Below are 14,308 nucleotides of genomic sequence, written 5' to 3'. Positions count from 1 at the left end.
CGGGATGGCGTCGCAATCGGCCCGTGCGACAGGGTCTGAGATGGCATTGCGTCCCTTCAACGCGCCCGGTGCGCGGCTGGCGCTGCGCACCAAGCGGCGTGCCGACCGGCTGACCGCGCTTGCCGGTGAGAGCGAGGTCATCCTCGATGTGTCGCGCCTGCTCTCGCGCGCCTTCCATGCCTCGCCCACCGGGATCGACCGGGTGGAATATGTCTATGCGCGCGAGCTGCTTGAACGGATGCCCGACCGGCTGGCCTTCGCCGCCGTGCATCCGGCGGGCGGCTATTATGGGCGGCTGAGCGGCGCGGCGGTGCGCCAGTTCCTCGCCTTCACCGCCGCCAAATGGCGCAACGCGGATGCGGCGGACCTGCGGGAAGGCAAGTCGGTGATCCGGCATATGTTCGCCACCCGCCCCCGCCCGGTTCCACGACCCACGCGTCCGCGCATCTATCTTCAGGTATCGCCCCATCATCTCGACGACCATGAACAGGTCGGCGCGATCCTTCGGGCGGAAGGGGCGAAATTCGTCACTCTCGTCCATGATGTGATCCCGCTGAGCCACCCTGAATATGCCCGGCCGCAAGGCGCGGCAGAGCATGGCAGGCGGGTGCGCACGATCGACCGCTATGCCGCAGGGATCATCGGCAACAGTCAGGCGACGCTCGACGCGCTCGCTCCGCACCTGACGCGTGGCCTGACAGACCGGATCGTGCGGGTCGCGCATTTCGGAGCCGACGCGCCCGACATCTTCGGCGCAAGCGGGGAGCCGCTGCCCGAGCGGCCCTATTTCGTCTATATCTCGACCATAGAGCCGCGGAAGAATCATCTGCTGCTGCTCAATGTCTGGCGGCGGCTGGTCGAAACGCTGGGGGATGCCGCGCCCATGCTGGTGCTGATCGGACGGCGGGGCTGGGAAAATGAGAATGTCGTCGACATCCTCGAACGCGGCGAAATTCTGCGCGGTCATGTGATCGAGGCGGGCGAGGTGTCGGACGCGCGAATGCAGGCGCTGACTGCGGGTGCACGCGCGATGCTGATGCCGTCCTTCGTGGAAGGGTTCGGGATGCCGGTGGTCGAGGCGCTGGCGGCGGGCGTGCCGGTCATATGCAGCGACATCAGCGCGCATCGCGAAGTCGGCGGCGACGCGCCCGACTATCTCGATCCGCTCGACGGCCCCGGCTGGATCGGCGCGATAAACGCTTATGCGTCCGAAGAATCGCCGCAGCGGGCGGCGCAGATGGAGCGGATCGCCGAATGGCGCGCGCCGACATGGCGCGGCTATTTCGACATCGTGACGGACCTGCTGGACGAACTGCAGGCCAGCTTCGCATGACCCCTGCGCTGCCATTCCTGCGGTCGCCCCCCTTTCCCGGCGTGGCGGCGCATGCGGCGGCGATCAGCGTCGAGGCGGAGGAGGGCGCGCCGGTTTCCGAAGCGCTGCTCGACCGTATCGCGCGCGAGCGGGTCGGCGGATGCTTCTGGGGCGCACAGCCCGAGGGGATACGGATTGTCATCGGCAGCGGCGTCCCTGTCCCGGTGTCGGGAATACAGGGGATGGATGTGGAGCAGGTCGGCATCCTGTCGGGCGCGAAGGCGCGCAAGTGCGGCGGGCGCAGGCTGCCCGCCGACTGCGACCTGTGGGCGCTCATCGGCGGGGCGGATCGGGTTCATGCCAGCATCGACGAAGAGGCTGCGCTGATTGCCGGGCTGCTGGGCGTGCCGGTGGTCGGGGGAGATGGCGAGCCGATTTCCGGCGCAGCCCTGCACGCCGAAGCGGCGCGGCGGATCGGCGCTGCACGCTATCGCGACTGCTTCACCGGCGAACCGATCGACGTGGAGGCGGCGGTCACGATCCTGTCCGACTGGCGGCGGCACATGGACGGCAATCGTGGCCTTTCGGCGGCGAGCGGCATGGCTTTCTGGAAGCGCGATGCGATGAACCGCCTGCTGTGGGACGGCCATCGCGCGCCGCCCTTCCTGTCGGCGCGGCGCGGCCTTGCCAGAGCGAAGCGGGAGCGGGGCACGCTCGCGATCTGGCCCAGCCGCGTGCCGGAAACGCTGCGCACGGAAGCGGAACAGGCGGGCGTTCCGGTCGCGCGGGTGGAGGACGGGTTCCTGCGCTCCAAAGGGCTGGGCGCGGCGCTGCATCCGCCCGGGTCGGTCGTGGTGGACCGCAGTGGCATCTATTATGACGCGCAGGGGCCGAGCGACCTTGAAACGCTGCTGGCCACGCAGGATTTCGCGCCGGAGATGATCGCGCGGGCGAAGGCGCTGCGCGAGCGGCTATGTGCGTCCGGCGTCACCAAATATGGACGCGGCGCCGGCCAGGTGATCGACCTGCCGCAAGGGGTGCGCACCGTTCTGGCGGTGGGGCAGGTGGACGATGACCTGTCCGTGCGGCAGGGCGGTGCGGGAGTGGCGGGCAATCTCGATTTTCTCACCCGCGTGCGCGCGGCGGAGCCGGACGCGTGGATCGTCTACCGTCCGCATCCCGATGTGCAGGCGGGGCTGCGCAGGGGGCATATCCCTGATACGGTCGTCCTGTCCCACGCCGATGCGATCGACACGGGATCGCCGCTCATGGACCTCGTGCAGGCGGTGGACGAAGTACATGTTCTCTCGTCGCTGACCGGATTCGAGGCGCTGATGCGCGGATGCGGCGTGACGGTGCACGGCATGCCCTTCTATGCGGGATGGGGGCTGACGCGCGATCTCGCGCCGCCCTGCCCGCGCCGGGGGCGGGTGTTGCATATTGATCAGCTTGTCGCCGGTGCGTTGATTCTCTATCCACGCTATGTTGATCCGGTGACCGGGCTTGCATGTGGTCCCGAATTGATGGCGGAACGGATCGCCAGCGGTCCCGCGCCGGCGTCGAACTGGCTGATACGGCTGCGAACATTGCAGGGCAGAGTGCAGAGATTTATGACCTTGTCAGCCGAGCGGGCCAATGGCTGAGACGCGTTTCAAGACTTTCCTCTTCCTTCAGGGGCCGCACGGTCCCTTCTTCTCGATGCTGGCGGATGCGCTCCGGGCGAAGGGGCACGGTGCGCTGCGGATCAACATCAACGGCGGCGACAAGGTGGACTGGCCGGGCGAAGGCGCGACCGACTATCGCGGAACGCTGAACGACTGGCCGCTCTATTTCGACGATTTCGTGGTCAATCACGGCGTCACCGACCTGATCCTCTATGGCGACTGCCGCCCCTATCATACGTCGGCGCATGGCATGGCGCGGCTGCGCGGCATCCGCGTTCATGTCATGGAGGAAGGCTATATCCGGCCCGATTTCATGACGTTGCAGGATGACGGCGTGAACGGCAATTCGACGCTGCCGCTCGATCCGCAATGGTATCGCGATCAGGCGAAAGGGCTGCCGCCGCTGCGGTTGGACGAAACGCCCGTCCCGTCGACCTTCCGCCAGCGGGCCCGCAACACGATGCGCAACGGCCTCGCCGCCGCGGCGATGGGCCTCTATTTCCCGCATTACCGCACGCACCGGCCGCACAGCATGCTGGCGGAATCGGTGGGCTGGTTCCGCAAGCTGGCGGGCAGGGATGCGGAACGGCGGCGGTCGGCCGAGACATGGGCGTCGGTGCGCGATGAAGCCTTCTTCACCCTGCCGCTGCAACTCAATTCCGATTACCAGATCAGGGTTCATTCCCCTTTCGGGGACATGCGCGCTGCGCTGCGCTTCGTCATCAAGAGCTTTGCCCATCACGCGCCCGCGCACACGCATCTGGTGGTGAAGCGCCATCCGCTCGACGCGGGGCTGGTGGGCTGGGGGCGGCTGACCAAGAAGCTGGCGCGGCGCTATGGCGTGGCGGACCGGGTTGCCTATCTCGCCGACTGGGACATTGCCGAAGTGGTGGAACTGTCGCTGGGCGTCGTAACCGTCAACAGCACGGTGGGGACGCTGGCGCTCAACCGCGCCAAACCCGTGGCGGTGATGGGTCATGCGGTCTACAAGGTGCCGGGCGTCGTCCATGGCGGGCCACTCGATGATTTCTGGTCGCGTCCGCAGGCGCCCGATTGCGAACTCTATGGATGTTTCCGACAGGTGCTGGAGGATCGCTGCCTGATCCGGGGCGGCCTGCTGAGCGATGTGGGCCTCAATATGCTGATCGAGAATGCTTTGCCCCGGCTGATCGGCGACAGGGATGCTGGCAAAGTATCGGCAGACAGCGCATTGCCGCCGCCACACAAGGCGTGGAAAGTCGTCGCGGCAGCGGAGTAGCGCTGTGCGGCAGTCATGACGATCGTTCGCGCGCAATGCGGCCAGTGCGCCGTCGGCTGCGGTATTCGTGCAATGGTGCGCGAAGGGCGCGCGCTTTCCATCGAGGGGGACCGACAGCATCCTGCAAATATGGGTGCGTTGTGCGAACGGGTGGAAGCGCTCGATGCGCAGGCGGGGGCGCTGGAGGGGCGATTGCTGACGCCGCGTATCGGGGGGCGGCGGCAAAGCTGGGACCGGACCGTCTTGCTCGCCGCGAAGCGCCTGGCGCAGATCGTGGCGAGGCACGGGTCGGGATCGGTGGCTCTGCATGTCGGCGGGGGCATGCTGATCGAGGATCTTTACGTCGCCAACAAGCTGGTGAAGGGTTTTCTAGGTTCCGGCCATATCCATGCGCCCGGTGCCGGAGGCGGCGCGGCGGCGCAGCGCTTCGGGTTCGGTGAGGATGTGGTGCCCGCCACCGGCGAGCATGTCGACCGGGCGGAGATGATCCTGATCGCGGGTTTCGATCCGGGGCGCAGCCATCCGGTGCTGATGGAACGGATCTCGGCGGCGCGGGCCGATCATGACGCGCAGGTGATCGTGCTCGCACCCGCTTTCGAAGACGCATGCGATCTTCACGTCGGCGCGACGGCGCAGGACAGTGCGCTGCTGGTTGAGGGACTGCTGCTGCATTGCCGGAACATGGGGCTGCTTGACGAATTGTGGCTGCGCGATCATGTCGCGGTGCCGGACGATTTCTGGATGAAGCTGCGCCACGGTCGGGATCTCTGGTCGCTGGCGCGTCGGTGCGGGATGAGCGTGGCCGACCTGCGCGCGCTGTTCGACCGATGGGCGCGGACGCCGGCGGCGGTGACGCTCTACCCGCAGGACGATGTGGCGCTGGCGGCGGCGGTCGGCAACCTTCATGTCGCAACCGGACGGATCGGGCGCAGCGACGCCGCGCCCTTCCCTGTTCCGGCGAGCGCGCACGGCATGGCGCTGCGCGAGACGGGGTGCGTGGCGTATGAGCTGGCGGCGCATCGCGGCTTCGATGCGCAGGCGCGGGCGCAGGTGGCGCGCTTCTGGGGCGCGCGGGCGATGGCTGAAGAGCCGGGTCTGGAAAGCGATGCGCTGCTGGACGCGATGGCGGACGGGCGGGTGAAGGCGCTCTGGAGCATCGGTGAAGCGGGCGATGACGCCGGATGGCTGGCGCAGGCGCGGGCAAGTGTGCCGCTCGCCATCCGCTCCACTGCGCAGGCGGGCGAAGAGGGCTGGGATTTTGAATTTCCCGCGCCCGTCTGGGTGGAGAAGGACGGGACGCTGACGGGTCTCGACCGACTTATCAGCCGTCATCGCCGCCTGCTGGACCTGCCCTGCGAGGCGCGGCCGGACTGGTGGGCCATGACCAGGGTCGCGCAGGCGATGGGCTGGGGCGACGCTTTCCATTATGAACGGCCGGCGGACATCTATCGCGAGCATGTGCGGCTGACCGCTTATGGCAATGACGGCGCGCGTGTGCTGAACCTCAAACGCCATGCGCCGATCTCGAACCCCGCCTATGACGAGCTGACGCCATGGCGCTGGGGAGAGGTGCCGTTCGAGGACGGCCGGTTCGCGACACCGGACGGGCGGGCGCGGCTGATCCCGCCTCAGTCGGTGGCGGCGATGCCCTGAAGATGCGCGAGCAGCGTGTCGCCATTGGCTTCCCATGTGAAGCGCAGGGCGGCGGCGCGCACCGCCTGCCGATCCGGCGGATCGTCGAGCGTGTCGCGGATCGCTTCCGCAATCGCTTCGGGCGTGCGGTCCACGATACGGCCCGCTTCCGGACGGTCGACCAGTTCGCGCGCGCCGCCGACATCGCTGATGACCAGCGGCGTGCCACAGGCGAGCGCTTCGACCCAGGCGTTGGCCAGCCCTTCGGACTCGGACGGCATCGCCATCACGTCCGCGGCGGCGAAGATGCGCGGCAGCTTGTGATGGGGCACGGAGCCGAGAAAGCCGATGCGCCGCTCCACGCCCAGTTCCTGCGCCAGAGTCTCCAGTGTGCGGCGATAGGCGCCCTGACCCGCAAGCAGCAGCGTGACGCCGGGCAGCAGCGGCAGCGCGCGGACCAGAAGATCCTGCCCCTTGCGCGGGATGAGCGCCCCCACGCACAACACTACCGGGCCGCTGAACCCCAGCGCCGCCTTCGCCGCGTCCTGATCGGCGAGTTCGAACGTGTCGAGATCGACCCCGGTATAGTGGACGCGGATCTTGTCGCCGTCGATGCCCATGCGCTCCATCGACCGCTTCATCGCGCCCGATACGGCGAGCAGGCCTGCCGCCCGGTCCGCCGCGCGGCGGACGAGTTTTCTGGTGCCTGGCTGCACGCCCCAATAATGGATGTCCGCGCCGCGCGCCTTCACCGAATAAGGGATGCCGAGCGCTTTCGACAGGCGCTGCGCGACCGGGCCGTCAGGAAAGAAGAAACTGGCGTCGATCACGTCGAACGGGCGCTGCGCATGGAGCCGCTTCACCAACGGCAGGATCGCGCGGGTCATCGCGCCTACATTGCGCGCGCGGCCGAATTTGGGGATGAGCGTGAAGATCGGGCGATAGACGGTGAGTTCGCGCCAGCGCTCCTTGCGCGGCAGCGCGCGCAGAGCGGCATAGCGTCCCGCACTGGAGAAAGGCCATGGCGGAAGGCCGACCGGCGCGATGACGGTCACGTCCGCTTCCGGACGGCTTGCCAGTTCACGCGCCTGCCGTTCCACGAACACGCCGAAATTGGGCCGGCTGATGTCGGGGAAGAGCGTCGATAGCATCAGTATGTTGAGCGCCATGGTCCCTCTCCTCTAGCCGCCCGGCTTTAGCAAAGGGTTACGGCTGTAAAATCCGCTTGGCTAGAGCCGTCGGACGAGTTGCACCGCGACGGCGGCCCATGGCGGGTCGGTCAGCACCAGTTGGCGTGCGCCCGACCCCAGCGGCAGGATCTGGAGCCGGTCGCCCTCGCGCCCGATAAGGCGGCCGAAGAGGAAGCGCCCGGCGGGGCGGGGAAAGAGGATGTCGCGGTTAAGCATCGTGCCGAATTCTGCGGGCGCGATGCGGCGGCACCAGATGGCGTCGCCGCTCCGATAGTCGCCGATGCTGGCATTGACATGGACGCCGACCATGCCTTCGGACCCGACCGGGGCGGGGAAGGACAGGGGGCGGGTCGGCGCGCGTGTGCCATCGGGGCCGAGCAGGGCGGCGACCGGCACGTCGGCCTGTCCCGGCAGCGCCACCAGCTCGGCGCTGGTGACGCCGAGCGCGGTCGCGATGCGATTGAGCCATTTCACCGATACGGTGCGCGTTCCAGTTTCAAGCCGCCCGATTGTCTGCGCCGTGGTCGGCGGTTCGCAGAGCGCGCCCACCTGTTCGAGCGTCAGCCCCTTCGCCTTGCGCACTTCGCGGATGCGGGTAATCATCTCATGATCCTGAATAACCTATCTGGTTCAATCTTTCCTACAAAAACGCCGCCATGGCAAGCGCTTCGCTCGACCGGAGCGAGGTTTTCCATGGGCCAGATCAAATATATCGAGCAGCAGATCGAGGGGCTGGATGGACGGATGCAGAGCGTGCTGGTCCATATCGGCGAATCGCCGCTGGCCTGGCTTCATGCGCGCGGGATGCTCACCGCGCGGCGCTATGCGGCGGGGGAGGCGCTGCGCCGCGACTGGGAGCGGGCGGGGCTGCGCGCGCGGGTGACGATGCACTGGGACAGCGCGCCGCGACAGGGCAAGCGCGACAGCGGGGCGCAGCCAGCCGACCCGACGCTGACGCAGATGGCGGCACGCGAGCGGTTCGACGGCGCGATCGCGGCGGCGGGACCGGGCCTTGCCGACATATTATGGCGCGTGGCCTGCGCGGGGGAGGGGCTGGCCGCGGCGGAAAAGGCGCTGGGCTGGCCGACGCGTGCGGGCAAGCTGGTGTTGACGCTGGCGCTCGACCGGGTGGCGGACTGGTATCGCGTGCCCTGAGCGGCGATCAGCCAACCATGCCTGCGCCAAGCAGAAGCAGCAGCTTCACATCCATCGCATAGCCCTCCGCCCGCCACGCCGCGATCCGGTCCGCAAGGGCGGCAAGGGGAATGCGATGGACGCGAATGTCCTCCCCCGCCACTCCCCCGCCGTCGCCGGTTTTTTCAAGGCCGTGAGCGCGAAAGAGCGTGAAGCTTTCCGACACCATGCCGGGCGAGCTCCAGAACTGGCCGAGCGATTCGAGGCGGTCCGGTCGGTAGCCGGTTTCCTCCTCCAGTTCGCGCGCGGCGGCGAGATGCGCGTCCTCGCCTTCGTCCTCGTCGCCGACCAGTCCCGCGGGCAGTTCGATGCAGCGGCGGCCCAGCGGCACGCGATACTGATCGACCAGCAGGACGTGGCGCCCGTCTGCCGCTTCGTCGACGGCAAGGATGACGGCGGCATGGATGCCGCGCGCGCGGCCGACATATTCCCATTTGCCGCGCCGCTTGGCCGTGATGAAGCGGCCCTCCCACATCACTTCTTCCGCTGCGTCGCGGTCCGGGTCGGTCATAGTTCGATCAGCCTGTCGGGAAGCTCGTTGATGTCATCGGCTTCGCGCGGGAAATGCTCGGCGAGGACGACGCCGATCTGCCGCACCGCGTCGGCCATCCCCTCGCCGGGCCGCCCGTCGCGGATCGCGGCGACGAGAGCGGCCATCGCGTCGCCCCAGACTTCGGGCGCGACTTTCGTGTTGATGGCGCTGTCGGCGACCAGTTCCGCCCGATGTTCGTCGAGGCTCAGATAAAGGAGGACGCCGGTGCGGCCATGGGTTCGCGCTTCGGCGGCGGTGCGGAAGAGGAGGATGGCGCGGCGGCGCACCCGACGCGCCTTGGTCGCGCGCGGCGTCACCAGCATCCGCAGAGGCATGATCGCCAGAAGATAGCGCACCACGAGGAATTTGAGGATGAGGAGGCCGAGCAGGCCCGTCAGCAGCTTCCAGTCGGCCAGTTCATGCTCCCAGTCGAGCATCAGCATCGAAAGCAGCGCGCGCAGATGCGCCGGGAAGGCCGCCATCAGGGCAAGTGCGATGAACACCGCCGCCGCCGCCCAGCTCAGCCCCACATCATGATAGCTGTCGGACCGCCGCGCGACGATGGTGACGATCTCGCCGGAGGTATCGGCTTCGGCGGCCGTCACGGCAGCCGTGACAAGGTCGCGGTCGGCAGGGGTCAGGCGCATTACCATCACCAGCCTCCCGACGCGCCGCCGCCGCCGAAGCTGCCGCCGCCCGAAAAGCCGCCGCCGCTGAACCCGCCGCCGCCATCGCCGCCCCAGCCGCTACCGCCCGATCCCCATCCCGAACCCGTTCCCGGCCCCCAGATGATGACCGGCCCTGCGCCGCCGCGATAACGCTGCCCGCCCCGCGCACGGGAGAGGAGTGGCAGGAGGACGAAAAAGACAACGAAAAGGATGATCCAGAACGCGACGATGCCACCGCCGCCGCTGTCATGGCTTCGCGCCTCCTGTTCCGCCTGTGCGACGCGTTGCCGCGCCTGATCGGGCGGAAGGGCAAGGATCGTGGTGATGGCGTTCACGCCCGCGTCGATGCCGCCCGCCATGTCCCCCGCCTTGAAGCGGGGCGCGATGTCGTTGCGCACGATCTGCGAGGACAGCGCGTCGGTCAGCACACCTTCAAGCCCGTAGCCGACTTCGATCCGGATCTTGCGTTCGGCAGGCGCGACGATCAGCAGAGCGCCGTTGCTGTCCTTGTCCCCGATGCCCCACGCGCGGCCCAGACGATAGCCATAGTCCGATATGTCATAGCCTTGCAAATCGGGGATGGTGGCAACCACCAGCGACCGGCCGCTCGCCTGCTTCTGCGCGATCAGTTTCTGACTGAGCGCCTGCTCCTGTTCGGGCGACAGCAGGTTCGCCGCATCGACCACGCCCTTGTCGTCGAACGCGGGAAAGCTCTGCGCCCACGCGCACGGCGCGAACGCCAGCAGCGCGAGGACGAGGAGCATGCGGCGCAGCACGGGCGGCGTCAGTTGCCGAAGTCGACCTTCGGCGCCTCCTCCGCGCCTGGCGTCGTCGCCTGGAACGGGGTCATGGGCTTGGCCCCATGGATCAGCTTGGCGCCGATCGCGTCGGGGAAGGTGCGGATGCGGGTGTTATACGCCTGCACCGCTTCATTATAGTCGCGGATGGCGACAGCAATGCGGTTTTCCGTCCCCTCAAGCTGCGACTGGAGCTGGAGGAAATTCTCGTTGGTCTTGAGGTCGGGATAGGCTTCGGCGGTCGCCAGCAGGCGTCCCAGCCCCTGACTCAATTGCGCCTGCGCTTCCTGATATTGCGCGACCTTGGCGGGATCGTTGAGGTCGGCGGCATTGATCTGGATCGAGGACGCCTTCGCCCGCGCTTCGGTGACGCGGGTCAGCGTCTCCTGCTCCTGCTTGCCCGCCGCCTTCACCGTGGCGACCAGATTGCCGATCAGGTTGGCGCGGCGCTGATATTGCGCCTGCACGTCCGCCCATTTGGCCTTGGCGGTCTCCTCGGCGGTGGGGACGCTGTTGATACCGCAGGCGGAGAGCGCCAGCGCCCCCATCAGCGGCAGGAAAATGGACGTCAGGCGGCGCAAGAGCATGGACTGGTCCCCGGCATGGTTTCGTGCCTGAAATAGGGCGTTGCCCCAAGCCACGCAACGGGCCATCCTGACATTATTGAACAGCCACAGGGAAGGCGCGCGCATGGGACTGATTTTCGAGTTCAAGACCTTCATCAATCGCGGCAATGTGATTGATCTGGCGGTTGGCGTCATCATCGGCGGCGCATTCGCCACCATCACCAAATCGCTGACCGACGACATCATCATGCCGGTGATCGGCTTCCTGTTCGGCGGGGTCGATTTCTCCCGCTTCTTCGTCCGGCTGGGGGAAATACCTGCGGGGTTCAAGGGCAATCCCGACAGCTATGCCGACCTCAAGTCCGCCGGCGTCGCGATGCTGGGTTGGGGCGAGTTCCTGACGGTGATGGTGAATTTCGTCATTCTCGCCTTCATCATCTTTCTGCTGGTGAAGGCAGTCAACCGGCTGACCCATAAACCGGAAGAGGAAGCACCCGCGGCTCCCGCGCCGACGCCCGAGGACATCGTGCTGCTGCGCGAGATCCGGGACAGTCTTAAAAAATAATCGTTTTTGCGACGAAACGAGCGTGCGACGGGAACCATCTTTGGCGCGGCCGGTTGATCGGCGTCAGGGTTCGGGATGGCACAGATGCTTGTCGGACCCGGTGCCGATACGTCAGCCCCAGGGGGCGCAACAGGAGAATACGCCGTGAAAACCTTCGTCACTGTCCTTGGCCTTGCCAGCATGGTCGCACTCGCCGCTTGCGATTCCAAGCAGGAGAACAAGGTCGAGAACGCATACGAGAACAAGGCGGACGCACTCGACAACCAGGCCGACAATATGGAGGACATGGCGGACAATCTGAGCGGTAACGCCGCTGCCGCCGCCGAAAACGCCGCCGACCATCTGGAGAACAAGGCCGACGCCACGCGCGACGCGGGCGAAAAGGCCGAAGAAGCCGTGGAAAAGAGCGAAGGCAAATAAGCTTCGCCATCAAGGATTGAAGAGGCGCTGCGGGCAACCGCGGCGCCTTTTTCGTTTCATCTCAACGCGGCCTTCCTTTAACGGGCCTTTAACCACAGTCCGCCCATGGTGCCTCCGCGCGCATCCACGGGACCGGCTTAATGGACGAACTGCTTCAGGAATTTATCTCGGAAACGCAGGAGACGCTGGAGGCGCTGGCCGGAGAAGTCGTCGCCTGGGAAGCCGATCCCGCCGACCGCGACCGTCTGGATGCGATTTTCCGTTTCTTCCACACCGTCAAGGGGAGCTGCGGCTTCCTCAACCTGCCACGCTTCGAACGGCTGAGTCATGCCGCCGAAGACGTGCTGTCAGAGATTCGCGCCGGAAATCGTGAGGCTGATCCTGCCACGGTGAGCGCTGTGCTGGGCGTGATGGACCGCATCGGCGAACTCGCCGAAGCCGTGGCGGCGGGCGCGGCCCTGCCCAACGAGAATGACGATTTCCTGATCGGCGCGCTGATGGCCAAGGCTGAAGCGGTGGACGATGGTATCCCGGATACGGCCGCAGCGCCCGTCGCCATCGCGCGGCTGGGCGGCGCGCAGAGCGGTCCGCGCACCATCCGCCTGCCGCTGAGCCTCATCGACCAGCTTATGAACGGCGTGTCGGACATGGTGCTGGCGCGCAACGAAATGTCGCGCAAGCTGCGCGAGCGGACCGGCGATCCGGAACTCGACAATGTGTTCGAGCGCCTGTCCACTTGTGTCGCGGACATGCGCGATGTCATTTCCAAGACGCGGATGCAGCGCGTCGACCGGCTGTTCGCCGCGATCCCGCGCATGGTGCGCGACCTTGGCCGCGATCTTGGCAAGCGGATCGACCTGACGCTGGAGGGCGGCGACGTCGAAATGGACCGCGAAATGGTGGAGATGGTCGTCGACCCGCTCACCCATATCGTGCGCAACAGCATCGACCATGGTATCGAAACCCCGGAGCGCCGCCGTGCGGCAGGCAAGCCCGAAGCGGGCAGCCTGCGCCTCGAAGCGCGCCAGTCGGGTAACCAGATCGTCATCGCTATCGCCGACGACGGCGCGGGCATCGACACGGCGCGGCTGGTTGAAAAAGCGATTGCCGCCGGACGACTGACGCCCGAGGCGGCAGCGCGCATGAGCAATGCGGAAAAGCTCGACCTCATTTTTCAGGCGGGGCTGTCGACGGCCCGGCAGGTGACGCAGGTGTCCGGACGTGGCGTGGGCATGGATGTCGTGCGCGCCAATGTCGAACGGATCGGCGGCGTCATCGCGCTGGACAATCATCCCGGACAAGGCCTCACCATCACGCTGCGCGTGCCACTGACGCTGACGATCATCCCCGGCCTCATCGTCCGGGCGGGCGGGCAGCATTTCGCGATTCCGCGCGCGGCTGTTGTCGAAATTCTCCACGACACCAACGAGACGCTGCAGATCAGCGTCGTGGGCGGCGCGAAGGTCGCGACGATCCGTTCGGTGCGCCATTCGATGATCGACCTTGAGGATGTGCTGGGCCTCGAAAAGCCCGATCAGTCCGCGCCGCGCGCGATCATGGTGGTGCGGTCGGCTTCGGGCGTCCCCTTCGCCATGGGCGTTTCGGCGGTCGACAATCATGAGGAACTGGTGATCCGTCCCGCGTCGCCGCTGGTGATGGCGAGCGGCGTCTATGCCGGCATGACGCTGCCCGACAATGGCAAGCCGATGCTGCTGCTCGACGCGGCGGGCCTCGCCAACGCGGCGCGGCTTCCCAATATCGCCGATGACCGCGCCGCGCGCCAGCAGGAAGAGCGCGATGGCGCGACGAGCGGCGTCGAAATGGTCGCTGCACTGCGCTTCGAGGAAGTGACGGGCGAGAGGCGGCTGCTCAAGCTGGCGCTGATCGAGCGGGTCGAGGATATCGACGCCAGTCTGTTCGGCCAGTCCGCCGGTCGCGCCTTCGTGCGTCTGGACGGGCGGCTGGTGCCAGTGGTGAACGGCATCTCGCGCTTCGACCGGGAAAAGGTGTCGGCGCTGCGCCTGCGCGACGGGCAGCGCGAAGCCTGCTATCCGGTCGCCGCCGTGCTCGACATCGTGCAGATGCCCGCCGTGCCCGACATGGTCGCGCTGCAGGGCGTGTTGAGTGGCGTCGCGGTTATCGACGGCGAGCATCTGGAAGTGCTCAATCCTTTCGCACTCTTTGCCGCCCTGCCCGAGGAGGCGGCGGGCGAACAGCCGCGCGGACGCTGCCTGCTGGCCGATGGCGAGGATGGATGGACACGCGAAATCCTTGCGCCGCTGCTGCGGCAGGCGGGTCAGGATGTCGTGATCGGCCTGCCCGCCGATGGCGAGGTGGGACCGCAGGACGTGGTGCTGTGCATGGATTCGAACGCCGCGCAGGCTGCTGAGATCATGGGATGCCGCGTCGTCCAGCTTCGCACGTCCCCGCGTCCGGCCGGGCCGCAGGAACAGGGCAGCATCTATCGTTACGATCAGGACGCGCTGATGGCGGCGATCACGGGACGCTGA

14 protein-coding genes are annotated in these 14,308 nt (G+C 67.1%); 8 read left to right on the top strand and 6 right to left on the bottom strand.

Features of this window, described 5'->3' with window-relative positions; translation table 11 throughout:
• Nucleotides 1-40: 40 nt before the first annotated feature.
• The 4 genes from SAMIE_RS12700 to SAMIE_RS12685 are packed head-to-tail and all read left to right on the top strand — an operon-like array spanning nt 41 to nt 5,887.
• On the top strand, nt 41-1,333 hold the full coding sequence (locus SAMIE_RS12700) for a glycosyltransferase family 4 protein (protein ID WP_066702511.1): 1,293 nt from the start codon (nt 41-43) through the stop codon (nt 1,331-1,333).
• Complete coding sequence (locus SAMIE_RS12695; RefSeq protein ID WP_066702509.1) at nt 1,330-2,955, top strand: capsular polysaccharide export protein, LipB/KpsS family; 1,626 nt, start codon at nt 1,330-1,332, stop codon at nt 2,953-2,955. Before SAMIE_RS12700 ends, SAMIE_RS12695 begins: the two co-directional genes overlap by 4 nt.
• On the top strand, nt 2,948-4,234 hold the full coding sequence (locus SAMIE_RS12690; protein ID WP_083952594.1) for a capsule biosynthesis protein: 1,287 nt from the start codon (nt 2,948-2,950) through the stop codon (nt 4,232-4,234). Before SAMIE_RS12695 ends, SAMIE_RS12690 begins: the two co-directional genes overlap by 8 nt.
• Before the next feature lie 15 nt (nt 4,235-4,249).
• Nucleotides 4,250-5,887, top strand: coding sequence for a molybdopterin oxidoreductase family protein (locus tag SAMIE_RS12685; protein WP_066702507.1), 1,638 nt, complete (start codon nt 4,250-4,252; stop codon nt 5,885-5,887).
• Here the strand turns inward: SAMIE_RS12685 and SAMIE_RS12680 are convergent.
• Both SAMIE_RS12680 and SAMIE_RS12675 read right to left on the bottom strand, forming a co-directional pair.
• Nucleotides 5,863-7,035 (bottom strand): glycosyltransferase, encoded by a 1,173-nt coding sequence (locus SAMIE_RS12680; protein ID WP_066702504.1) that lies wholly within the window; start codon nt 7,033-7,035, stop codon nt 5,863-5,865. The two genes, SAMIE_RS12685 and SAMIE_RS12680, sit on opposite strands and share 25 nt — an antisense overlap.
• 60 nt (nt 7,036-7,095) lie before the next feature.
• Entirely contained in the window at nt 7,096-7,659 is a 564-nt protein-coding gene (locus SAMIE_RS12675; RefSeq protein WP_066702496.1) for a helix-turn-helix domain-containing protein, read from the bottom strand.
• Between the two features lie 90 nt (nt 7,660-7,749).
• Here SAMIE_RS12675 and SAMIE_RS12670 point away from each other — a divergent pair, with 90 nt between their 5' ends.
• The gene (locus tag SAMIE_RS12670; protein ID WP_066702494.1) at nt 7,750-8,211 is read left to right on the top strand and encodes a DUF6456 domain-containing protein; all 462 of its coding nucleotides are present in this window, start codon (nt 7,750-7,752) and stop codon (nt 8,209-8,211) included.
• Nucleotides 8,212-8,218: 7 nt separating this feature from the next.
• Here the strand turns inward: SAMIE_RS12670 and SAMIE_RS12665 are convergent, their stop codons facing one another.
• From SAMIE_RS12665 to SAMIE_RS12650, 4 genes are read right to left on the bottom strand one after another with little or no spacing between them, the layout of a single operon-like run.
• On the bottom strand, nt 8,219-8,761 hold the full coding sequence (locus SAMIE_RS12665) for an NUDIX hydrolase (RefSeq protein WP_066702491.1): 543 nt from the start codon (nt 8,759-8,761) through the stop codon (nt 8,219-8,221).
• Nucleotides 8,758-9,435: a TPM domain-containing protein gene (locus tag SAMIE_RS12660; protein WP_066702489.1), complete on the bottom strand. Its 678-nt coding sequence runs from the start codon at nt 9,433-9,435 to the stop codon at nt 8,758-8,760. Before SAMIE_RS12660 ends, SAMIE_RS12665 begins: the two co-directional genes overlap by 4 nt.
• A complete protein-coding gene (locus SAMIE_RS12655; RefSeq protein WP_066702486.1) occupies nt 9,435-10,226 on the bottom strand; it encodes a TPM domain-containing protein in 792 nt (263 codons plus the stop codon). The genes SAMIE_RS12660 and SAMIE_RS12655 overlap by 1 nt, the downstream gene beginning before the upstream one ends.
• 8 nt (nt 10,227-10,234) lie before the next feature.
• Entirely contained in the window at nt 10,235-10,834 is a 600-nt protein-coding gene (locus SAMIE_RS12650; RefSeq protein ID WP_066702484.1) for a LemA family protein, read from the bottom strand.
• A 103-nt stretch (nt 10,835-10,937) separates the two neighbouring features.
• On the opposite strand from SAMIE_RS12650, the gene mscL reads away from it, so the two are divergent.
• The 3 genes from mscL (at nt 10,938) to SAMIE_RS12635 (ending at nt 14,308) form a co-directional block, all read left to right on the top strand.
• On the top strand, nt 10,938-11,378 hold the full coding sequence (gene mscL / locus SAMIE_RS12645) for a large conductance mechanosensitive channel protein MscL (protein ID WP_066702482.1): 441 nt from the start codon (nt 10,938-10,940) through the stop codon (nt 11,376-11,378).
• Nucleotides 11,379-11,522: 144 nt separating this feature from the next.
• Nucleotides 11,523-11,798 (top strand): hypothetical protein, encoded by a 276-nt coding sequence (locus SAMIE_RS12640; protein ID WP_066702479.1) that lies wholly within the window; start codon nt 11,523-11,525, stop codon nt 11,796-11,798.
• Between the two features lie 140 nt (nt 11,799-11,938).
• On the top strand, nt 11,939-14,308 hold the full coding sequence (locus SAMIE_RS12635; protein WP_066702470.1) for a chemotaxis protein CheA: 2,370 nt from the start codon (nt 11,939-11,941) through the stop codon (nt 14,306-14,308).

The sequence above is a fragment of the Sphingobium amiense genome, from assembly GCF_003967075.1.
Classification (GTDB): Bacteria; Pseudomonadota; Alphaproteobacteria; order Sphingomonadales; family Sphingomonadaceae; genus Sphingobium; species Sphingobium amiense.
This window is presented reverse-complemented; position numbering and strand designations above follow the sequence as displayed.